At 64.9% G+C, this 20,293-nt stretch carries 17 protein-coding genes, 2 pseudogenes and 1 other annotated feature; of the genes and pseudogenes, 8 read left to right on the top strand and 11 right to left on the bottom strand.

Going from position 1 to position 20,293, the window contains the following annotated elements; translation table 11 throughout:
* Nucleotides 1-3: 3 nt before the first annotated feature.
* The 9 genes and pseudogenes from DKT70_RS18765 to DKT70_RS13495 all read right to left on the bottom strand — a co-directional run.
* Nucleotides 4-162, bottom strand: a pseudogene (locus DKT70_RS18765) (universal stress protein); the annotation flags it as partial.
* Entirely contained in the window at nt 92-496 is a 405-nt protein-coding gene (locus DKT70_RS18760; RefSeq protein WP_325048045.1) for a hypothetical protein, read from the bottom strand. The pseudogene DKT70_RS18765 and the gene DKT70_RS18760, both read right to left, overlap by 71 nt.
* A gap of 292 nt (nt 497-788) precedes the next feature.
* Nucleotides 789-2,099: pseudogene (locus DKT70_RS13525) on the bottom strand (SulP family inorganic anion transporter).
* Nucleotides 2,100-2,217: 118 nt separating this feature from the next.
* Nucleotides 2,218-2,273, bottom strand: a sequence feature (sul1 is cis-regulatory element that is thought to sense ions involved in sulfur or methionine metabolism; They are found in Alphaproteobacteria).
* 137 nt (nt 2,274-2,410) lie between these two features.
* Entirely contained in the window at nt 2,411-3,340 is a 930-nt protein-coding gene (locus DKT70_RS13520; protein ID WP_111559639.1) for a glycosyltransferase family 25 protein, read from the bottom strand.
* A gap of 136 nt (nt 3,341-3,476) precedes the next feature.
* Complete coding sequence (gene arsH, locus DKT70_RS13515) at nt 3,477-4,190, bottom strand: arsenical resistance protein ArsH (protein ID WP_111559638.1); 714 nt, start codon at nt 4,188-4,190, stop codon at nt 3,477-3,479.
* A 41-nt stretch (nt 4,191-4,231) separates the two neighbouring features.
* Nucleotides 4,232-4,396, bottom strand: a complete 165-nt coding sequence (locus tag DKT70_RS13510) for a thioredoxin domain-containing protein (RefSeq protein ID WP_407672214.1) — start codon at nt 4,394-4,396, stop codon at nt 4,232-4,234.
* Nucleotides 4,393-5,445 (bottom strand): ACR3 family arsenite efflux transporter, encoded by a 1,053-nt coding sequence (gene arsB / locus DKT70_RS13505; RefSeq protein ID WP_111559637.1) that lies wholly within the window; start codon nt 5,443-5,445, stop codon nt 4,393-4,395. The genes DKT70_RS13510 and arsB overlap by 4 nt, the downstream gene beginning before the upstream one ends.
* A gap of 36 nt (nt 5,446-5,481) precedes the next feature.
* Nucleotides 5,482-5,814: an ArsR/SmtB family transcription factor gene (locus DKT70_RS13500; RefSeq protein WP_111559636.1), complete on the bottom strand. Its 333-nt coding sequence runs from the start codon at nt 5,812-5,814 to the stop codon at nt 5,482-5,484.
* A 108-nt stretch (nt 5,815-5,922) separates the two neighbouring features.
* Complete coding sequence (locus DKT70_RS13495) at nt 5,923-7,443, bottom strand: NAD(P)H-hydrate dehydratase (RefSeq protein WP_111559635.1); 1,521 nt, start codon at nt 7,441-7,443, stop codon at nt 5,923-5,925.
* 155 nt (nt 7,444-7,598) lie between these two features.
* Here DKT70_RS13495 and DKT70_RS13490 point away from each other — a divergent pair, with 155 nt between their 5' ends.
* The 3 genes from DKT70_RS13490 to DKT70_RS13480 all read left to right on the top strand — a co-directional run bounded on the left by DKT70_RS13490 (nt 7,599) and on the right by DKT70_RS13480 (nt 9,850).
* Nucleotides 7,599-7,937: a P-II family nitrogen regulator gene (locus DKT70_RS13490; protein ID WP_072297194.1), complete on the top strand. Its 339-nt coding sequence runs from the start codon at nt 7,599-7,601 to the stop codon at nt 7,935-7,937.
* Nucleotides 7,938-8,016: 79 nt separating this feature from the next.
* Nucleotides 8,017-9,423: a type I glutamate--ammonia ligase gene (gene glnA / locus DKT70_RS13485; RefSeq protein WP_111559634.1), complete on the top strand. Its 1,407-nt coding sequence runs from the start codon at nt 8,017-8,019 to the stop codon at nt 9,421-9,423.
* 166 nt (nt 9,424-9,589) lie between these two features.
* A complete protein-coding gene (locus tag DKT70_RS13480; protein ID WP_111559633.1) occupies nt 9,590-9,850 on the top strand; it encodes a hypothetical protein in 261 nt (86 codons plus the stop codon).
* Between the two features lie 68 nt (nt 9,851-9,918).
* Here DKT70_RS13480 and DKT70_RS13475 read toward each other — a convergent pair whose 3' ends face one another.
* Entirely contained in the window at nt 9,919-11,061 is a 1,143-nt protein-coding gene (locus tag DKT70_RS13475) for an alkene reductase (protein WP_325048044.1), read from the bottom strand.
* A 120-nt stretch (nt 11,062-11,181) separates the two neighbouring features.
* On the opposite strand from DKT70_RS13475, the gene DKT70_RS13470 reads away from it, so the two are divergent.
* From DKT70_RS13470 to DKT70_RS13450, 5 genes are all read left to right on the top strand, one after another.
* Nucleotides 11,182-13,731, top strand: coding sequence for a cation:proton antiporter (locus DKT70_RS13470; RefSeq protein ID WP_111559649.1), 2,550 nt, complete (start codon nt 11,182-11,184; stop codon nt 13,729-13,731).
* Between the two features lie 35 nt (nt 13,732-13,766).
* Complete coding sequence (locus DKT70_RS13465) at nt 13,767-16,055, top strand: Tex family protein (protein ID WP_111559632.1); 2,289 nt, start codon at nt 13,767-13,769, stop codon at nt 16,053-16,055.
* A 12-nt stretch (nt 16,056-16,067) separates the two neighbouring features.
* Nucleotides 16,068-17,288: an AGE family epimerase/isomerase gene (locus DKT70_RS13460; RefSeq protein ID WP_111559631.1), complete on the top strand. Its 1,221-nt coding sequence runs from the start codon at nt 16,068-16,070 to the stop codon at nt 17,286-17,288.
* A 120-nt stretch (nt 17,289-17,408) separates the two neighbouring features.
* Complete coding sequence (locus DKT70_RS13455) at nt 17,409-18,509, top strand: sensor histidine kinase (RefSeq protein WP_111559630.1); 1,101 nt, start codon at nt 17,409-17,411, stop codon at nt 18,507-18,509.
* Between the two features lie 102 nt (nt 18,510-18,611).
* Nucleotides 18,612-19,388 (top strand): transglutaminase-like domain-containing protein, encoded by a 777-nt coding sequence (locus DKT70_RS13450; protein WP_111559629.1) that lies wholly within the window; start codon nt 18,612-18,614, stop codon nt 19,386-19,388.
* Here DKT70_RS13450 and cbiB read toward each other — a convergent pair.
* On the bottom strand, nt 19,385-20,290 hold the full coding sequence (gene cbiB / locus DKT70_RS13445; protein ID WP_111559628.1) for an adenosylcobinamide-phosphate synthase CbiB: 906 nt from the start codon (nt 20,288-20,290) through the stop codon (nt 19,385-19,387). The two genes, DKT70_RS13450 and cbiB, sit on opposite strands and share 4 nt — an antisense overlap.
* Nucleotides 20,291-20,293: the final 3 nt, after the last annotated feature.

Below are 20,293 nucleotides of genomic sequence, written 5' to 3'. Positions count from 1 at the left end.
GATGATCAGGCTGCGAATCCGGCTGTGCCCATAGGCGCCCATCACCAGCGGGTCGAAGCCTTCGGTTGCCACGATCTGTTGCACTGCCTCGTCAGGCTCGCCTTTGATGGTGCGGGCGGTGGCGGTCAGGCCCGCCGCTTCCAAGGCCGCGACGGCGTCCATGCGCGACCCGATCCGGCCGCTGCCGTTGTCGACATAAAGCACCCTGATCTCCCGGCCCCTCAAACACCAGGCTTTTCGACATCCGCTCGATCGCCTTCATGGCCGATGCGCTGCCGTCGAACGCCACCAGCACCTTGGTGATCGGCTTGAACGACCATAATGCGACGATGACGGGAACCTTAGATACGCGCGCGATCCGTTCAAGGTTCGAATCCAAATCGCCGGTCGCGAAATCCGCACTCTCGCCGCGCTTGCCGATGACGATGGCGCGCAGATCCGGCTCGACCTCGCGCACGGTCTCCAGAAGGTCGCCCTTGCGCAGGTGCGGCACCACGGGTCCGGTGCCGTCAGCCTCGAGGATCTTCTGGGCATTCTCCAGACTCGCGCGACCCTTGGTCTGGCCAGGCGGGTGCGCGTTTCGTCGGCGGCGGAGAGTTCGGCCAAAAGGGCGCTGCGGGCACTTAGGGTCAAGGCCCCGGACAGGTTTTGTCCGGCCCCCGTTTCGCGACGCCCAAGGACGTGTATGACATCGACCGAGGCGCTCAGCCGTCCGGCGACCCAGGCGGTGTGGTGACAGACGCTTTTGAAATAGACCGAACCGTCGACCAGTGCGAGTATCTTGTTGGTCATGATATCCTTCCGCAATGTGCCATCAGCTTTTCAAGCGCGCCCGGCTTGTCATGGATGGCCAGCTTTTCGATCAGCGTTTCCGAAGCCTCGTTCATGCCGATCAACTCGACCTCGACGCCTTTGCGGCGGAATTTCAGGATTTCCATGTCCAGCGCCTGGACCGAACTGATGTTCCAGATGTGCGCGCGGCTGACATCGATGACGACCTTGTCGACGGCTTCCTCGAAGTTGAAGGCATCGGCGAAATCCTCGGACGAGCCATAGCGCAGTTGCCCCTCGACGATACAGGTCCGTTCGGGACCGTCGAGCGACAGGGTCTTCCTGATGCCGAACAGCTGCGCGATCTTGGCAGCGAAGAAAACGCCCAACAGCATCACGCCGACCAGGACGCCGATAGCCACGTTGTGGGTATAGACCACCGTCGCCACCGTCGCGATCATCACCACCGATCACGACCGGGGATGCGTCTTCAAATTGCCGATCGAAGACCAGCTGAACGTCCCGATCGAGACCGTGATCATGATCGCGACCAACGCTGCCATCGGGATGATCGCGACACGGGCGCCCAGGCCCACCACCATGATCAACAGCGCCAGACTGGCGGTGAAGGTCAATAGACGCCCCCGCCCGCCGGATTTGAAGTTAATGATCGACCGACCGATCATCGCACAGCCCGCCATGCCACTGATGAAGCCGGTGGCCTTGCTCGGGATGTCAGGGATCAGGAAGATCGGCAGCGTATCGAGCAATGCGCCCATGTCGCCCGCCGTGCGCACGTCCCAGCCCATGAACCATACCAGCGCCGTCATCACGACGATCGTCACCAGCGGCGACGGGATCGCCGTGGTCAGACGCGGCACCAGATAGATGACGGCCAGGCCCGCCGCCACCAGGGCATAGGTCAGTTAGGTGATGCCCGGGACGGACAGGTCCAGTTCGGGCATCTGCGCCATGAAGATCAGGATCGCCAGCGCGTTCACGAACCCGGTCATCACCGATTTCGAGACATAGCGCATGAAGCGGCCCAGCTTCAGCAGGCCTGCACCGATCTGAATCAGGCCTGCCAGCACTGTGGCCGCCAGCAGGTATTCCAGCCCGTGTTCACGCACCAGCGTGATCATCAGGACGACCGTGGCCGCGGTTGAGATCATGCCCGGCCTGCCGCCGACAAAGGCGATCAGCACGGCAATCGAGAAGCTGGCGTAAAGCCCCACCTCGGGGTCCACGCCGGCGATGATGGAAAAGGCGATGGCTTCGGGAATCAGGGCCAAGGCCACCACCACCCCTGCCAGCAGATCGCCGCGGATGTTGTCTAACCATTGGCTCTTTGTATTCGGAAATTGAGTTCATGAGTATCCGGTAGCCTGCAGCGGTCGATCTGGTTCCAGACGTTCCGGTGTCGCTGTTTGACAGGATTTCAACAATGATTGTTCGGCGGATCAGGGGCCGGAAGAGCCACCCGGGCTTTCACCGGGTCTTTGAGTTTGGCGTTCTCTTATCCGGGAAGGATGGCAAAGATCAACCATGGTGACGGTTCGGCCCTCTGGCGCGCCCACGGGATGCGCCGCCCGTGCCAGAATGCCCCCGTTCGGAAAGGAACCATGGAGGCAGGCGGCGGCTAGTCTTTCAGATGATCGAAAACTTCATCGATGCCCAGCACGGTCGCCGCCAGAATGGGCACCAGGCGGATGGCGGCAAGGCGCGGCTGGTGCTGAAAGACCAGCATCAGATAGCAAAGCGACCGCATGACCAGCCGCGCCGTTTCGATCCATGCGCGATAGGGCAGCACCGTCAGGTAACGCGACCGAGTGTATTTATAGGCGCGGATGTTGTTCTGGATCTGCGATTTCGCCTCGTCCCGTTGATCGACGGGGGGCGGGTCGACAAAGGCGGCGCGCAGGCCGTCCAGATATTCCAGATCGAACGCGATGTCGTATGACAGGCGCATGGGCATCAGATCTTCGACGATCCAGGCCGCCGCCCGGCGGTTGATGACATAGGCACCGGCCCCTTTCTCTCGGGTCAGGGCGATGGCCAGGCTGCGGCCGTTGGGAAGATCGCGGAAGCGGAATTTCGGCCCCTTGTTCATGGTGCTGAGGCGCAGGATGTCCCAATCTTCGTCGGCGTTCAGGGCGTCGCGCAGCACCGCTGCAAAGTCTTGGGAAAAGGCGACGTCATCTTCCAGGACAAGGGCATGCTCGGCGTCGCTTTGCAGAAGCCGACGCGCGCATTCCACATGGCTGAAATAGCACCCGACCTCGGCCGGAATGATCCGGCGACCATGCAGGTATCTGTAGGCGCGGGCGCTGACGCCCGAATGGGGAAAGGTAAGGGTTTCTCCATCGGTCGCCGCCACGCGTTCGAAGGAAAGGCCCGCCTCGGCGCATTTCTCTTCCATCCGCCGCAACCGTTCTTCCGCACGATCGAGATTGATGAGGTAGACCCTGAGGTAGTTGGGCAAGGGATGTGTCACGAGGCTGCTGATCCGGAAAGGGTGCGACCATATTGCGCGGGTCGGGCCATCCGTCAATCGGGCTTGGTGCGACATCCCCTGCTGTTGACAAGATATGATCCGGCCACCCAAGCGATTGATCGCACTGTCATATCGGCGCGCGGCTGGCCGGGCGTCCGGCTTTTCGGATGCTGCCCCGGCCGTTCACCCGTCGGCGGGGGCTGCCGCAGCCTCAGACGGCCTTGGTCTGGTTCACGCGCTTGGACAAGGCCTCGTGGCTTTCCACGCGCTCGGAATAGCGGTCAACGAGGTGATCCTTGATGTCGCGGGTCAGCAGGGTGAAGCGGACCAGTTCTTCCATCACATCCACGATCCGGTCGTAATAGGGCGACGGCTTCATGCGACCTGCCTCGTCGAATTCATCCCAGGCCTTGGCGACCGAGGATTGGTTCGGGATGGTCAGCAGCCGCATCCAGCGCCCAAGGATGCGCAGCTGGTTGACGGTGTTGAAGCTCTGGCTACCGCCGCAGACCTGCATCACGGCCAGCGTCTTGCCCTGCGTCGGGCGCACGCCGCCCAGGGACAGCGGGATCCAGTCGATCTGGGTCTTCATGACGCCCGTCATCGCCCCGTGCCGTTCGGGCGAACACCAGACCATTCCCTCGGACCAGCCGACCAGGTCGCGCAATTCGGCGACCTTGGGATGGTCTGCCTCGGTCGCATCGGCAAGCGGCAGGCCTTGCGGATCGAAGATGCGGGTTTCGGCGCCAAACGCGGTCAGCAGGCGCGCGGCTTCCTCGACCGAGAAACGCGAAAAGCTGCGGTCGCGCAGCGAACCATAAAGCAGCAGGATGCGCGGTGGATGCTGGCTTCGCGGGGCCGAAAACAGCGGCTCGGCGGTAATGGGGCCAAGGCATTCGGGGGTGATGTTGAGCAGGTCAGTCAACGGGATGGTCTTTCTGGTCAAGGATCATCAGCTGTCCTCATTTAACAGGGGTCAGGTCGGCCGCCGCCAGCAACGCCAGCAGCTGCGCACCGGTCTAGCCTTCCGGTCAAATCGTCGATGAACACCGGCTGGCTGCCAAAGGCGCGGATGATGTTCAGCGCATTGCGCGATGTGCCGCAGTCGGGGTTGTGATGATCGACGATCATGCCTGCTCCTGCGGGAAACGGGACCGGGTGCGGTTGGCGAACGCCACCAGCGACAGCATGACCGGCACCTCGACCAGAACGCCGACAACCGTGGCCAGCGCCGCGCCGGAATTCAGCCCGAACAGGCTGATGGCCACCGCGACGGCCAGTTCGAAAAAGTTCGACGTGCCGATCATGGCGCAGGGCGCGGCGATCCGATGCGGCACGCCCATCAGAAAGGCGGCGCCGTAACCGATGGCAAAGATCAGATAGCTTTGGATCAGGATCGGCACGGCGATCAGCGCAATGACGACGGGTCTGTCCAAGATCGTCTGGCCCTGAAGGCCGAACAGGATGGCCACCGTCGCGATCAGGCCGATCATCGACCAAGGTTTGACCCGGGCCGAAAAGATGTCGATGCGGGACTGGGTGCCAAGAATGCGACGCGTGACCAGCCCCGCCGTCAAAGGCAGGACGACATAGAGGATCGTGGCCAGCACAAGCGTCTGCCAAGGCACCACGATCTGGGTCACGCCCAGCAGCAGGGCCACGATGGGGGCGAAGGCCACGACCATGATCAGGTCGTTCACCGAGACCTGCACCAGGGTATAGGTCGCGTCACCCCGCGTCAGCTGCGACCAGACGAAGACCATCGCGGTGCAGGGCGCGGCGCCCAGCAGGATCAGACCGGCAATGTATTGCTGCGCATCCTGGGGGGCAATCCAGGGGGCGAAGACATGGTCGAAGAACAACACTGCCAGCAAGGCCATGCTGAAAGGCTTGATCAGCCAGTTCACCACCAGCGTGATCAGCAATCCCCGTGGCTGACGAAAGGCCCCGCCCACGGCGCCAAGATCGACGCTGACCATCATCGGATAGACCATGGCCCAGATCAGGACGGCGACGACCAGGTTGATCGACGCCACCTCTGCCCCCGCGATGGCCTGAACCAGCCCGGGAAACAGCGCGCCCAAGGCAAGTCCCGCGATCATGGCCAGACCCACCCAAAGGGTCAGCAGGCGTTCGAACCGGCCCAGGGGGGTGCCTTCGGGTTTTGTCATGTCGGTCATGGGTCTCTGCCCTTGCGCGATGGGATGGGGTCGCGATCAGCAATCGCAGGCGATCTGGTCCAGAACCGGCTGACACAGGTCGGGCTGTCCACCGCAACAATCCTCCATCAGAAAGCCCAGCAGCCCCCGCATCGTCTCCATCCGGGCGAAATAGCGGATCGAACGGCCTTCGCGCCGTGATCGCACCAGATCAGCCGCGCCCAGGATATTGAGGTTGTTCGACAGGGTATTGGCCCTGATATCGAGGCTTGCGGCGATCTCTCCGGCGGCCATGCCCGACGGTCCCGCCTGCACAAGCAGGCGAAACACGTCCAGCCGGATGTCATGGGCCAGGGCCGACAGGGCTTCGAGGGTTCTATTTTTTTCCATACTTCATGCTTAATGGAATTAAATGGGGCGGGCAAGGCCCGCGCTACGACGGGTTCGCCCAAAGGCGGGTGGGCTTTTCGACCGCGGCAGTTGGGGATGTCATCGCAACTACGCAGGCCTGTCACCCATGGCATGCCGGATAATGTCAGGCATCAGGTCGGGCAGATCGTCGGCGATGAGGCCGGGCCCGAAATGCCGTGCAGCCTGGGCATGCAGGCTGACCCCCATTTGGGCGGCCCGGAAGGGGGGCAGGCCGCGGGCCAGAAGGCCCGTGATCAGGCCGGACAGCACATCGCCCGCGCCGGCGGTGGCAAGCCAGGGGATGTCATAGGCCGAATGGACCCGGATGGCCCCCTCGGGGCAGGCGATGACAGTGTCGGGACCTTTCAGAACCATCACCGCATTCAGGGTCCTTGCGGCCTGACGGGCGGCCTCGAGCTTGGAGAGGGGCGGGTCCTGGCAGGGGTCGGAAAGACGCTGCGCAAGCTGGGGCTGGATGCGGGCGAATTCCCCCATATGCGGGGTCAGGATGCAGGCGGGATGCAGGGCAGGGGCCAGGCCCTTGGCCAGCGCGGTGATGGCATCGGCATCCAGCACCGCCGCCCGTCCGCTGGCCAGAAGCGGCGGCAGCAGCGCCTGCGCGCGGTCGACCCCGCATCCCGGGCCGATGCAGACGGCGCCGATGCGGTCATCCTGCAGCATCCGCGCCAGATCCCCGGGGCCCTGCACGGGTTTGCGCATCAGCGCATCGGGCGGGCCGGCATGTTCGGGCATGGCGTCGGGTGTCGGACAGATCGTGACCAGCCCCGCCCCGATCCTCAGCGCCGCGCGTGCCGACAGGCGGGCCGCGCCGCCGCTGCCCTGTTCGCCGGCGATGACCAACGCTGCGCCATGCGCGAATTTGTGTCCCGCACCATGCAGCTTGGCCAGCCAACGCCCTTGGGACGCATCGGGCGCGGATGTCAGGGCGACGCCTGCCGGATCGGCCTGACGCCAGGGGCCAAGGCCGATATCGGCGACCACCAGGCTGCCGCAGGCCGTGGGGCCGTCGCCGATCAGATGGCCGGGCTTGGGGCTGTCGAAGGCGACGGTCAGACCCGCGCGCGCCCCGTCACCGGGGAACCGGCCGTCCTCAAGGCGCAGGCCGCTTGGGCAATCGACCGCGACCATCCGGTCGCGCAGGGCGTCACCCGACAGGGTCTGCAACAGCTGGGCGATGGCGCCCTGCGGCGGTCTGGTCAGGCCGGTACCGAAGATCGCATCGACGATGACATCGCACCCGGTCGGGTCGAAACCGACATCCAGGGGCAGGATCGACCCCGATTCCCGCCAGCGGGTGGCCATCGCGCCTGCATCGCCTGCCGCTTTGCCGCGCATCCCCAGAACGCCGACCTGCCAGCCCGCGCGGTGCAGATGACGGGCGATGACATATCCGTCGCCACCATTGTTCCCCGGACCGCACAAGACGGTGACCCGCCGCGGCGCGGGCCATCGCAGGCGAATCTGATCCGCCACGGCGCGCCCCGCGCGTTCCATCAGTTCGGCCGCGGTGACCATGCCGCTGGCAATGGCCGCAGCCTCGGTGGCGCGCATTTGGGCGGGTGTCAGAATCTCAGCGCCATCCAGCATCGTGTTTGCCTGTATTTTAATCTTGTTGCCGATATTTTATGCAGGACCCCGTGACAAACCGTTTCCGGCCTTCCAAGATCATCCTGCTGCATTTACGCCATCCAACAAACGCGCCAATCAGACTGCAGGCAAGCCGCGAGGAAGGATCTAGAGCGATGAAGAAGATCGAGGCGATCATCAAGCCGTTCAAGCTGGACGATGTGAAGGAAGCCCTGCAGGAAGTTGGCGTGCAGGGTCTGTCCGTCACCGAAGTCAAGGGCTTCGGGCGTCAGAAGGGGCATACCGAACTGTATCGCGGCGCTGAATACGTTGTCGATTTCCTGCCCAAGGTGAAGATCGAGATGGTGCTGCCCGACGACCAGGTCGAAGCCGCCGTCGAAGCGATCGTGGGCGCCGCCCGCACCGAAAAGATCGGCGATGGAAAGATCTTCGTCATGCCCGTGGAACAGGCCATCCGCATCCGGACCGGTGAAACCGGCGACGACGCGGTCTGATCGCGGCAGGCGAAACAACCCGATATCTCTCGGCCCGGCCAGAATGCCGCCGGGCCGTTACCACGAAGAAAGGGAAGAGATGAAAATCAAGGATGTCTTGAAGTTGATCGAGGATGAAGATGTCGCCTATGTCGACGTCCGCTTCACCGATCCCAAGGGCAAGCTTCAGCACGTGACGCTGGATCGCGATCTGATCGATGAGGACTTCTTCGAGGAAGGCTTCATGTTCGACGGCAGCTCGATCGCGGGCTGGAAGTCGATCGATCAGTCCGACATGAAGCTGATCCTGGACCCGGCATCGGCCTATATCGATCCGTTCTATGCTGAAAAGACGCTCTGCGTGCATTGCAACGTGGTCGAACCCGACACCGGCGAACCCTACAGCCGCGACCCGCGCGGAACGGCTGAAAAGGCCGAGGCCTATCTGAAGTCCTCGGGCATCGGTGACACGGCCTATTTCGGACCTGAAGCCGAATTCTTCCTGTTCGACGACGTGCGCTATTCCGTGACGCCGCAGAAGGTCGCGTTCCAGATCGACGCCTCCGACGCCGCATGGAACACCGACACCGAATACGAGATGGGCAACCAGGGTCACCGCGCAGCCCACAAGGGCGGTTATTTCCCGGTCAACCCGACCGACGCCGCTCAGGACATCCGCAGCGAGATGCTGACGACGATGAAGCGCATGGGCATGAAGGTCGACAAGCACCACCACGAAGTTGCCAGCGCGCAGCACGAGCTGGGGCTGATCTTCGGGACGCTGACGACCCAGGCCGACAACATCCAGAAATACAAATACATCATCCACAACGTCGCCCACGCCTATGGCAAGTCGGCCACGTTCATGCCCAAGCCCATGAAGGGCGACAACGGGTCGGGGATGCATGTGAACATGTCGATCTGGAAGGACGGCAAGCCGCTGTTCGCAGGCGACAAATATGCCGACCTGAGCCAAGAGGCCCTGTGGTTCATCGGCGGCATCCTGAAGCATGCCAAGGCGCTGAACGCGCTGACGAACCCCTCGACCAACAGCTACAAGCGCCTGATCCCGGGCTTCGAGGCCCCCGTCCTGCGCGCCTATTCGGCACGCAACCGTTCGGGCTGCGTCCGTATTCCGTGGACGGAATCGCCCAAAGCCAAGCGCGTCGAGGCCCGCTTCCCCGATCCCGCGGCGAACCCCTATCTGTGCTTTGCAGCGCTCCTGATGGCCGGCCTTGACGGCATCAAGAACAAGATCGATCCGGGCGCGGCTTCCGACAAGGATCTCTACGATCTGCCGCCGGAAGAGCTGGCCGAAATCCCGACCGTCTGCGGTTCGCTGCGCGAAGCGCTGGAGGAGCTGGACAAGGACATGGACTTCCTGCTGGCCGGTGACGTCTTCACCCGCGATCAGCTGGAAGGCTACATGGCACTCAAGTGGGAAGAGGTCTATGCCTACGAGCATACGCCCCATCCGATCGAATACGCGATGTATTACAGCTGCTGATCCCACGGGATCGGTGAACGCGAAAAGGCGGTCCTTCGGGGCCGCCTTTTTCACATGGCGCGCAATCATCTGCATCACGCTCGCGTGTGGGGTGCAACAAATGGGTCGCGGCGACCGTAACTGCAATCACGACAAGCGAAACTTCACCCCAACGAGGAATACAGATATGACCCGCTTTGCCCTGATTGCCGCCGCCATGACCGCCCTTGCCGCCATCCCCGCCGCGGCCGGATCGCTGACCATGAAGGAACGGCCCGACATGAACAACTTCAGCCAGGCCCAGATGCAGCAAGTCGATCGCCGCGCCGGCGATCTGTTCAACGCCCGCGAGCTGGCCGACCGCAACCTGATGTCCGGTGACACGGTCTCGGTTTCGTCCTTCCCCAGCGGCATGCGCCCCGACGACTCCAGCCGCGACCGCATGTAAGACAACCGCATGACTGAAAAGGCCGGGCGATTGCCCGGCCTTTCCTATGTTTGCCCTGCCTGGCGGCCCTATTCGGCGGCGATGCCCGTCCGGATGGGATAGTCGGTATAGCCTTCGGCACCGCCCGCATAGAAGGTCGAGGGATCATGGTCGTTCAGCGCCAGGTTCCGACGGAAGCGTTCGGGCAGGTCGGGCGTGGCGATGAAATCGCGACCGAAGGCCACGGCATCGGCCTTGTCTTCGGCCAGCAACTTTTCAGCCAGATCCTTGGTCAGGCCTTCGTTGGCAATGACCGGACCGTTGAAAGCCGTTCGGATGTCACCCATCAGGCTGTCCCCCGCGACGTGTTCGCGCAGGCAGATGAAGGCCACGCCCTTGCGGCCCAGCTGGCGCGCCACATGGGTGAACAGCGCCTTGGGGTCGCTGTCGCCCATGCTGTGGCCGTCGCCGCGCGGGGCCAGATGGACGCCGACGCGATCGGCACCCCAAACCCCGATGACCGCATCGGTGATTTCGTCAAGCAGACGGGCGCGGTTTTCGATCGATCCGCCATAGGCATCGTCGCGGGTGTTGCTGGCATCCTGCAGGAACTGGTCGATCAGATAGCCATTCGCGGCATGGATCTCGACCCCGTCAAAACCGGCGCGACGGGCGTTTTCGGCACCCTGGCGATAGGCCTCGACGATGGCGGGGATTTCTTCGATGTCCAAGGAGCGCGGCGTGACATAGGACCGCTTGGGGCGCAGCAGGCTGACATGGCCTTCGGGTTGAATGGCAGAGGGCGCGACAGGCAATTCGCCGCCCAGAAGGTCGGGATGCGAAATGCGCCCGACATGCCACAGCTGCAGGAAGATCAGGCCGTCGCGTTCGTGTACGGCCTTGGTGATCTTGGACCAACCCTCGACCTGGGCCTGGTTCCAGATGCCGGGGGTTGCCTCATAGCCGACGCCCATGGCCATCACGCTGGTCGCTTCGGACAGGATCAGCCCGGCGCCTGCACGTTGGGCATAGTATTCGGCCATCATGTCATTGGGAATGCGCTGGTCGCCCGAACGGCTGCGCGTCAGGGGGGCCATCACGACGCGGTTCTTCAGCGTCACGGCACCAAGCGTCAGGGGGTCGAACATCGAGGACATGGCGTCCTCCTTTCCATAGGTCTTGTTGATCTGGCGGGTCGTCCGACCCGTGGCCTTGTCAGCTGTGCGCTGCATGGCCGCAATTCAAGCACTGCGCGGCGCGATCACTGAATTCGACGTCACAGGACGGTGTAGATGCCAGATATGGCGCCAGGTGGTCTTCCCAGCGACGACATCTGCCACTATTCCGAAGTCATGGATATCGTGCTTCTGACCTCGTTCACCGCCTGCCTGTTCCTGCTGATCGCCATGGCCGAGCCCTTGGCGGCGCGCCTGTCCCTGCCGTTCAGCGTCATGCTGGCGGCGGTCGGCACGCTGATCGGGGGCGGCGCGATCTTCCTTTTGAACACCGAGCTGACGGATGCGCTGAACCCGCTGGCCGAAGGCATCCTGGCGCTGCCGATCCGATCCAGCGTGTTCCTCTATGTCTTCCTGCCGACGTTGATCTTCCAGGCGACGCTGGAAATGAACATCCGCCGGATGATGGATGACTGGGTGCCGATCCTGACGCTGGCCGTGGTGGCGGTCGTCGTGGCGACATTGACCATCGGCTATACCCTGTCCTGGATCAGCGGGCTGCCGTTGATGGTCTGCCTGCTGGTCGGGTCGATCGTGTCGACGACGGACCCGTCGGCGGTGGTCAGCATCTTCCGGTCGCTGTCGGCACCCAAGCGCCTTGCCCGCATCATCGAGGGCGAGAGCCTGCTGAACGATGCCGCCGCCATCGCCCTCTTTGGTCTCTTCATGAGCTATGTGATGCTGGGCGTCCCCAATCCCAGCCTGTCCGAGGCCTTCGGCAAGTTTCCCGGCCTGATCCTGGGCGGCGTCTTGTCGGGCTGGCTGTCGGCGCGGGTGGCGCTGATGCTGATGGGGCTGTTTTCGCGGTTCGAAACCGCGCAGATCTCGGTCTCGGTCGCGGTGCCTTATCTCGCCTATATCGGGGCGGAACAGTTACTGGGCGCGTCGGGTGTCATCGGCGTTGTCGCGGCGGGCCTGACCCTGAACTTCATGGGGCCGGGGCGTCTTGCACCCGCCTTCTGGGTCAACCTGCGCGAGGTCTGGGGCCTGCTGGCGCATTGGGCAGGCGCGATGATCTTTATCCTGGCCGCGCTGCTGATCCCGCGGCTTCTGGACAATGTGCGCCTGTCGGACCTGCTTCTGGTGCTGGTGGTGATCCTGGCGGCCTTCGTCGCCCGTGCGATCATCCTGTTCGGGGTGCTGCCGTTGCTGACCGTGATGGGATTGTCGCCACGGATTCAGCGACCCTATCGCGTGGCGATCCTGTGGGGCGGTCTGCGGGGGGCCGTCACGCTGGCGCTGGCGCTGGCCGTGACCGAAAGCCTGCGCGTGCCGGTGGAAACCAAGCGGCTGGTGGGCATCCTGGCCACGGGCTTTACGCTCTTCACGCTGATCGTGCAGGGGACGACGCTGCGGGGCGTCATCACGCTGCTGGGTCTGGACAAGCTGTCGCCGCTGGACCGGGCGCTGTCGAACCAGGTGGTCGCCGTGGCGCTGCAGACGGTGCGCGAAGGCGTGGCGCAGGCGACCGAGAATTACGACCTGACCCGCGACACCGTCCGATCCGAGGCCAAGCGCTTTGCCGCCCGCCTCGACGCCGCCGTCGAACGCGCCGAGGCCGAGGACAATGCCGAGATCCTGGACCGCGACCGCATCACCCTGGGCCTGATCGCCTTGGCGGGCCACGAACGCGAGATGATCTTGCAGCGATTCCGCGAACGCATCATCTCGGCCCGGCTGTCGGAACAGGCGCTGTTCGACGTGGACCGCCTGATCGAGGGCGCGCGCAGCAGCGGGCGGACCGGCTATCAGCGCGCATCGCGCAGCAGCCTGGGTTATGGGCCGACCTTCCGCATGGCCGCCATCCTGCGCAACCGTTTCGGCGTGCCCGGCCCCCTGGCCGCCCTGACCGCCGACCGGTTCGAGATGTTGCTGGCCAAGCGTCTGATCCTGCGCGATCTTCACGGCTTCATCGACCGGCGCATCCGCCGCATCCACGGCCGCCGCGTGGCCGAATTGCTGCATGAACTGCTGAGCCGCCGGATCGAGGCGGTCGAGACCGCGTTGGAGGGTTTGCGCCTGCAATATCCCGGCTATGCCGAGGAATTGGAACGCCGCTTCATCCGCCGCACCGCCCTGCGGTTGGAGGAACGCGAATACAACACCATGCGCGACGACGGGCTGATCGGCGCCGAGGTCCATACCCAGCTGATGAACGACCTGACGGTCCGCCGTAGCCGGTCCGAAACGCGACCCAAGCTGGACCTTGCCCTGCGCAAGAACGAACTGGTCCGCCAGTTCCCGCTGTTCGCCGATCTGAACGACGCCGAGCTGAAGCGCCTGAGCAAAGAGGTCCGCACCCGCTATATCAATGCGGGCCATGTCATCACCCGCAAAGACACGCCCGCGCGGACGGTCTATTTCGTGGCATCGGGGGCGGTCGAACAATTGACGGCCGGCCAGACGAACCGCTTGGGCCGAGGCGACATGTTCGGCCAGATGGGGGTTCTGACCAGCCGCGTCCGCCGTGCCGAGGTGCGGGCCATCACCCCAACCAGCCTGCTGGCTCTGGACGAAACCGGCTTCCGGCGTCTGCTGAAACGGTCCGCCGCGCTGCGTCAGGTCGTGCGCGACAGCGCCAAGGGCAAGGCCACCGCCGCCGAGGTTCTGCAGCTGCCGGAACTGCAGGTCGATGCACCGCTTGGCGGGGACGAGACGAAGGGCTAGAACGGCGGCCAAAGATCACGACGAAAGGTTCCTCCATGGACACCGCGCTTCGCATTGCCCGCCAGATCGCCACCGAAATCGCCGCCGAGCCCAGGCAGGTGATCGCCGCCGCCGAATTGCTGGACGGGGGCGCGACGGTTCCCTTCGTCGCCCGTTACCGCAAGGAGGTCACTGGCGGCCTGGACGACACGCAGTTGCGGACCCTGTCCGACCGCCTGACCTATCTGCGCGACATGGAGGCGCGGCGGGCCTCGATCCTGGGGTCGATCCGCGATCAGAGCAAGCTGACCGACGATCTTGCCCGCGCCATCACGCAAGCCGACACCAAATCCGCGCTGGAGGACATCTATCTGCCCTTCAAGCCCAAGCGCCGCACCAAGGCGATGATCGCCCGCGAAAAGGGGCTGGAGCCGCTGCTGCGCCACATCATGGCCGACCCGTCCCAAGACCCGGCCAGGCTGGCCCCCGGCTTTGTCACCGGTGATGTGGCCACCCCCAAGGACGCGCTGGACGGGGCCCGCGACATCCTGGTCGAGGAACTGGCCGAAAACGCCCAGGTCCTGGGCAGCCTGCGCGATTTCATGCAGCGCGACGCCTTCATCGCGGCCCGCGTCGCCAAGGGCAAGGAGGAGGTCGGGGCGAAGTTCAGCGATTATTTCGACCATCGCGAAAAATGGGCCGATATCCCCGGCCACCGGGCGCTGGCGATCCTGCGTGCCGCCAAGGAGGAGATCGTCACCATCGACATCTCTCCGGACCCCGAAACCGGCGTGGCGCGGGCCGAAGGCATCGTCGCGCGGGGTCTTGGACCGCTGACGGCGGGGCCGGGGGCCGATTGGCTGCGCGGCGTGGCGGGCTGGACGTGGCGGGTACGCCTGTCGAACACCATGTATATCGACCTGCTGACCGACCTGCGCAAACGCGCCCATGAAGAGGCGATCCGCGTCTTTGCCCGCAACCTGCGCGACCTGCTGCTGGCGGCACCTGCCGGGGCGCGGACCACGCTTGGCATCGATCCGGGCATCCGCACCGGCTGCAAGATCGCGGTGATCGACGCGACCGGCAAGCTGGTCGATACGGCCACCATCTATCCCTTCCAGCCCAAGAACGACCTGCGCGGGGCCGAGGCCACGCTCTCGGCGCTGATCGCGAAGCACGGCGTCGACCTGATCGCCATCGGCAATGGCACCGCCAGCCGAGAGAGCGAGCGGCTGGTGGCCGATGTGCTGAAGCGTCTGCCCAAGGGGACCAAGGCACCGACCAAGGTCATCGTTTCCGAAGCCGGTGCCTCGGTCTATTCGGCCTCGGAACTGGCGGCCAAGGAATTTCCCGATCTGGACGTGTCGATCAGGGGGGCGGTGTCCATCGCAAGGCGGTTGCAGGACCCGCTGGCCGAACTGGTCAAGGTGCCGCCGCAATCCATCGGCGTGGGGCAGTATCAGCATGACGTCGATCAGCGCCAACTGGCGAAATCGCTGGAGGCCGTGGTCGAGGATGCCGTGAATGCCGTGGGCGTCGACCTGAACACCGCGTCGGCGCCGCTGCTGGCGCACGTCGCGGGGCTGGGGCCGTCCTTGGCGCAGGCCATCGTTGCGCATCGCGATGCGACCGGAGCCTTCCCGTCCCGCGCCGCATTGAAGAAGGTCGCGGGGCTTGGCCCCAAGGCCTTCCAGCAAAGCGCAGGCTTTTTGCGCGTTCAGGGGTCCGAGCCGCTGGACGCTTCGGCCGTCCACCCCGAAGCCTATGGCGTCGCCCGCAAGATCGTGGCCGCCTGTGGACGTGATCTGCGCGCCCTGATGGGCGACAGCGCAGCGCTGAAATCGGTGCGGGCGCAGGATTTCGTGACCGATGATTTCGGCCTGCCCACCGTGCGCGACATCCTGTCCGAGCTGGAAAAGCCCGGTCGCGACCCGCGCCCCGGTTTCGTCACCGCGACCTTTTCCGACGGGGTTGAGGACATCAAGGATCTGCGCCCAGGCATGTCGCTGGAGGGCACCGTCACCAACGTTGCGGCCTTCGGCGCCTTCGTGGATATCGGTGTGCATCAGGACGGGCTGGTCCATGTCAGCCAACTGGCCGACCGGTTCGTCAAGGACCCTCATGAGGTGGTGAAGGCCGGTGATGTCGTCCGCGTCCGCGTGACCGAGGTGGACGTTCCCCGCCAGCGCATTGGCCTGACCATGCGGAAGGATGGTGGCGGCCAGCCCGCGCCGGAGCGCCCCAAGGCGGAAAAACCGCGTGGCAAGACGACGACCTCGGCAGGCCCGGCGCAATCGCAGGGCGCCTTCGGCTCGGCCTTGGCCGATGCCTTGCGCAAACGCTGAAAGGAACGGACCATGACCGCCATTCTGCTGGACGACCCTGACCACCGCGCCTTCCTGGCCCAGGATGCCCGGCGTTCGCTGGACCTGTTCGATGCCAGCCCGCGGGCGGCAGGCGGCTTTCACGGCCTGGACCCAACGGGCCGCGCCTTGGCCAGCGACATACAGGAGCTGCACAGCACGACGCGGCTGGTCCATTCCTATGCCCTGGCCCAATTGGCGGGGCGGCCGGATCGGGCAGGGATCATCGATCAGGGTATGGCATTCCTGTGGAACGGCCACCGCGATCGCGACCGCGGCGGTTATCTGTGGTCGGTCGATGGCAAGGGCGCGGCCGACGGGACCAAGCTGGCCTATGGGCATGTCTTCGTGCTGCTGGCGGCCTCCAGCGCCAAGATGGTCGGTCATCCCGATGCCGACCGGCTGCTGTCAGACATCACCGAGGTTCTGGATCGTCATTTCTGGGACGCCAAGGCGGGGCTGTTCCGCGACGAATTCACCCGCGACTGGCAGGTCTTTTCCACCTATCGCGGCATGAACGCCAACATGCACGGAGTCGAGGCGCTGCTGGCCGCCCATGAGGCCACTGGCAAGGGCGAATTCCTGTCGCGGGCAGGCGGCATCCTGCGCTTCTTCATCGCGGGGCAGGCGGCAGAGAACGGCTGGCGCATTCCCGAACATTACGACGCCGACTGGCGGCCCGATCACGGCTATTCCGGCAATCCGATGTTCCGCCCCGCAGGCACCACCCCCGGCCACAGCTTCGAGATGGCGCGCCTGCTGCTGCAATGGTGGGATCTGGCGGGACGGCCCGAGGGCGACAGCGTCGCGCAGGCGACCGCCTTGGTGCGGACAGGGCTGGCGGACGCCTGGAACGACGATCTTGGCGGGCTGGCCTATACTCTTGGCCGCGACGGTCGGGTCGACAACCCCGCGCGGTACTGGTGGCCCGTGACCGAGGCGATCGGCGCCCTGGCGGCCCTGCTTAAACTGGACCCGAAACCCGAATTCGACGATTGGTATCGCAGATTGTGGCAGTTCGCGGCCACTCATATGGTTGATGCCCATCACGGCGGCTGGCACCACGAGGTCGGCCCCGACAACCTGCCGCTGATGACCCAGTTCCAGGGCAAGCCCGACATCTATCACGCGCTTCAGGCCGATCTTCTGCCGTTGGCGCGGGGGCTGTCGCGACAGGGTGACGACCTTGCACGCCAGCGGCCCTTTGCGGACTAACGCAGCGGCGCGGTCGGTCAGGCCTGATTGACCTTGACAGGGGATGGCATGTTTTGACAGTGGCACCCATGAACCGCGCCGCCGCGCAAGCCCTCAGATCCGAAAGGTCGCATCGCTTCCATGGTCCTGCCTGATGACAATCTTGCCGCATTGGACGTGCTGGACGGCGCCGAAAAAGGGTTCACCCTTTCCGTGCTGGACAGTTCCCCCGATTGCATCAAGCTGCTGGAGATGGATGGCCGGCTCAGCTTCATGAACAGCAATGGCATGTGCGCCATGGAGATCGACAATTTCGCGGACGTCGCCGGGGCCGAATGGCCGGTGATGTGGCCCAAGGCCAGTCACGACGCCCTGGCCCATGCCATGAACGAGGCCCGCGACGGCCGCAGCAGACGGTTCGAGGCATTCTGCCCCACCGCCAAGGGCACCCCGCGCTGGTGGGACGTGACGGTGTCGCCGGTGCGCGCACCCGATGGCCGCGTGATGCGTATCCTGGCCTGTTCGCGCGACGTCACCGACATCGTCGAGGCCCGCAAGTTGCTGCAGGAGCAGGCCGCCCAGTTGCAGGCCGAAGTCGCGCTGAAGAACAAAGCCCTTGCCCGCCAGAAGGTCCTGCTGGGCGAGATCGATCACCGGGTCAAGAACAGCTTTGCGGCGGTGATCGCGCTTTTGCGGATGCAGGCCCGCATCCATGCCGATGTCGATGCAGGCGCGCTGATCGGGGATGCGGCCAACCGGATCAGCACGCTGTCGCGCGTGCATGAACAGCTGCATCTGGACCCGGAATCGGGTTTCGTGACGCTGGCCGATTATGCCGCGGCATTGACGCAGGACCTGGGGCAGGCGTTGAACGCGCAGGTGGATTTCATCGACCGGCTGCCTCGCGACCTGCGGGTCAACCCGTCGCAGGCGGCGGCCATCGGGCAGCTGCTGGCCGAACTGATCGGCAATGCCATCAAGCATGGCGGCAAGGATCGCCGGACGATGATCGCCGTCGATCTGTCTGCGCAGGACGACCGGTTGACGCTGCGCGTCATGGATGACGGTCCCGGGCTGCCCGATGATTTCGACCCCGACAGCGCTGCCGGGCTGGGCATGCAGATCTGCCAGATCTATGCCCAGCAGATGGGCGGCGCGCTGACATTCGGGGCATCGCCCATGGGTGGTGCGGCCTTTGACGTCGATATCCTGCTGGACGCCAACTCGGTCGGCTTTGCCTGATAGGGTGCCGCGGGGAACCTTATCCCTTCACCATGATTGACTGCGCAGGCACCGGTTCGAATGCCCGCGCCCTTGCCCCATTTTTCTGACAGGAGCCCGCCCATGCGGATGCAAATCGACGTTCTTCTTGATTACGCGCTGCAGCAGCCCGGCACGGCATTGCTGGTGATCGAGGCCGCGGGCGCCACCGGCCAAGAGATCGTGCAAAGTGCGATCGATCTGGGCAACCCCGAACGCACCGCCCGCGTCCCTGCCGAAGAGGGGATCGGCGAACGTCTGATCGTGCGCGCCAGCGACCGCCTCTATTGCAACTATACCGCCACGGTCGAGGTCACCCGCCCCCGCCCCGATCTGGCATCCCTGTCGCAGGTCGAGGTCGAGGACATGTCCGGCGACGCGCTGCGCTATCTGCTGCCGTCGGTCTATTGCCCGGTGGACCGCTTCTTCAACTTCATCAACACCCGGTTCGACGGCCTGACCGGTGGCGCCAGGGTCGCGGCATTGCGCGATTGGGTCGAGGAAAATCTCAGCTATGTCGCGGGCGCCAGCAATGCCGACACCACCTCGGCGGATACCTTCCTGGACCGTCAGGGGGTGTGCCGCGATTACGCGCATCTGATGATCTCGCTGTGCCGCGCCTGTCAGATCCCGACCCGCTTTGCCAGCGTCTATGCGCCTTCGGTGACACCGCCCGATTTCCACGCCGTGGTCGAGGTCTATCTGGACGGCGCCTGGCATCTGGTCGATCCGACGGGCATGGCGCATGCCGATACGATGGCGATCGTCGCCGTGGGACGCGATGCGGCGGATGCGGCCTTCCTGACCACCACCAGCACGGCGGAACTGCGTCAGCAGACGGTCAGCGTCCGCACGCTTTAGGCCACGGCCATTATGACCAGAAGAACCCCCGCCAGCACCACCGCCCGACGATAAAGCGTGATGCCGCGATGCAGGTCGCGCGCCGTCGGGTCGGGGGCGGGGCCGTTCAGCCAGCGCTCGGCCGCAATGCGGTCGCCATAGACGCGCGGGCCGGAGAGGCGGATGCCCAGGGCGCCCGCCATGGCGCCCTCGGGCCAGCCGGCATTCGGCGAGCGGTGCCCCGATGCATCGTGCCACGCGCATCGCAGGGCCGCCCCGGACCATGCCGCCCCCGCGATCAGCAGGGCCGTCAGCCGTGCCGGGATCAGGTTCACCACGTCATCCAGCCGCGCCGCCACATTGCCGAAGGCTTCGTGCCGAGGGGTCCGGTGGCCGATCATCGAATCCAGCGTGTTGATCGCCTTGTAGGCGGCGATGCCCGGCAGGCCCGCCACCGCGGCCCAGAACAGGGGCGCGATCACGCCGTCGCTGGCATTCTCGGCCAAGCTTTCCAAGGCTGCGCGGCTGATGGCGGCCTCGTCCGCGCGGCTGACATCACGCCCGACGATCATTGCGACCGCACGCCTTGCGCCTGCGATGTCCTGCGCCAGCAGGGGACGCGCGACCGCCCGCAGATGATCGTCCAGCGACCGCGCCGCCACCAGGGGCCAGGCAAGCACCGCCGCCGCCCAAGGGCCAAGCACCGCCTGCAGGATCAGCGTTGGCAACACCGCCGCGCCGATGACAATCAGAACTGCAACGCCCCCCTTGGCCCGTCGCCAGCCGCCCCGGTTCATTTGCGCATCCAGCGCCCCGATCAGCCGTCCCAGCCAGGTCACCGGGTGGCCGATCCGTCGGAACAGCCATCCGGGCCAGCCGATCAGCGCATCAAGAATCAGGGCAATCAGGGCGACAGATGCCATCGC

The organism is Paracoccus sediminilitoris (assembly GCF_003259195.1).
Classification (GTDB): domain Bacteria; phylum Pseudomonadota; class Alphaproteobacteria; order Rhodobacterales; family Rhodobacteraceae; genus Paracoccus; species Paracoccus sediminilitoris.
This window is presented reverse-complemented; position numbering and strand designations above follow the sequence as displayed.

Bases quoted from the DNA above. Each gene is read 5' to 3' on its own strand.
- DKT70_RS13470 (WP_111559649.1), top strand. From the start codon at position 11,182: ATGGATATCGTGCTTCTGACCTCGTTCACCGCCTGCCTGTTCCTGCTG.
- DKT70_RS13500 (WP_111559636.1), bottom strand. From the start codon at position 5,814: ATGGAAAAAAATAGAACCCTCGAAGCCCTGTCGGCCCTGGCCCATGAC.
- DKT70_RS13465 (WP_111559632.1), top strand. From the start codon at position 13,767: ATGGACACCGCGCTTCGCATTGCCCGCCAGATCGCCACCGAAATCGCC.
- DKT70_RS13475 (WP_325048044.1), bottom strand. From the start codon at position 11,061: ATGCAGCGCACAGCTGACAAGGCCACGGGTCGGACGACCCGCCAGATC.
- DKT70_RS13455 (WP_111559630.1), top strand. From the start codon at position 17,409: ATGGTCCTGCCTGATGACAATCTTGCCGCATTGGACGTGCTGGACGGC.
- DKT70_RS13495 (WP_111559635.1), bottom strand. From the start codon at position 7,443: ATGCTGGATGGCGCTGAGATTCTGACACCCGCCCAAATGCGCGCCACC.
- DKT70_RS13490 (WP_072297194.1), top strand. From the start codon at position 7,599: ATGAAGAAGATCGAGGCGATCATCAAGCCGTTCAAGCTGGACGATGTG.
- glnA (WP_111559634.1), top strand. From the start codon at position 8,017: ATGAAAATCAAGGATGTCTTGAAGTTGATCGAGGATGAAGATGTCGCC.
- arsB (WP_111559637.1), bottom strand. From the start codon at position 5,445: ATGACCGACATGACAAAACCCGAAGGCACCCCCCTGGGCCGGTTCGAA.
- DKT70_RS13510 (WP_407672214.1), bottom strand. From the start codon at position 4,396: ATGATCGTCGATCATCACAACCCCGACTGCGGCACATCGCGCAATGCG.
- DKT70_RS13520 (WP_111559639.1), bottom strand. From the start codon at position 3,340: ATGTCGCACCAAGCCCGATTGACGGATGGCCCGACCCGCGCAATATGG.
- DKT70_RS13480 (WP_111559633.1), top strand. From the start codon at position 9,590: ATGACCCGCTTTGCCCTGATTGCCGCCGCCATGACCGCCCTTGCCGCC.
- cbiB (WP_111559628.1), bottom strand. From the start codon at position 20,290: ATGGCATCTGTCGCCCTGATTGCCCTGATTCTTGATGCGCTGATCGGC.
- DKT70_RS13450 (WP_111559629.1), top strand. From the start codon at position 18,612: ATGCGGATGCAAATCGACGTTCTTCTTGATTACGCGCTGCAGCAGCCC.
- DKT70_RS13460 (WP_111559631.1), top strand. From the start codon at position 16,068: ATGACCGCCATTCTGCTGGACGACCCTGACCACCGCGCCTTCCTGGCC.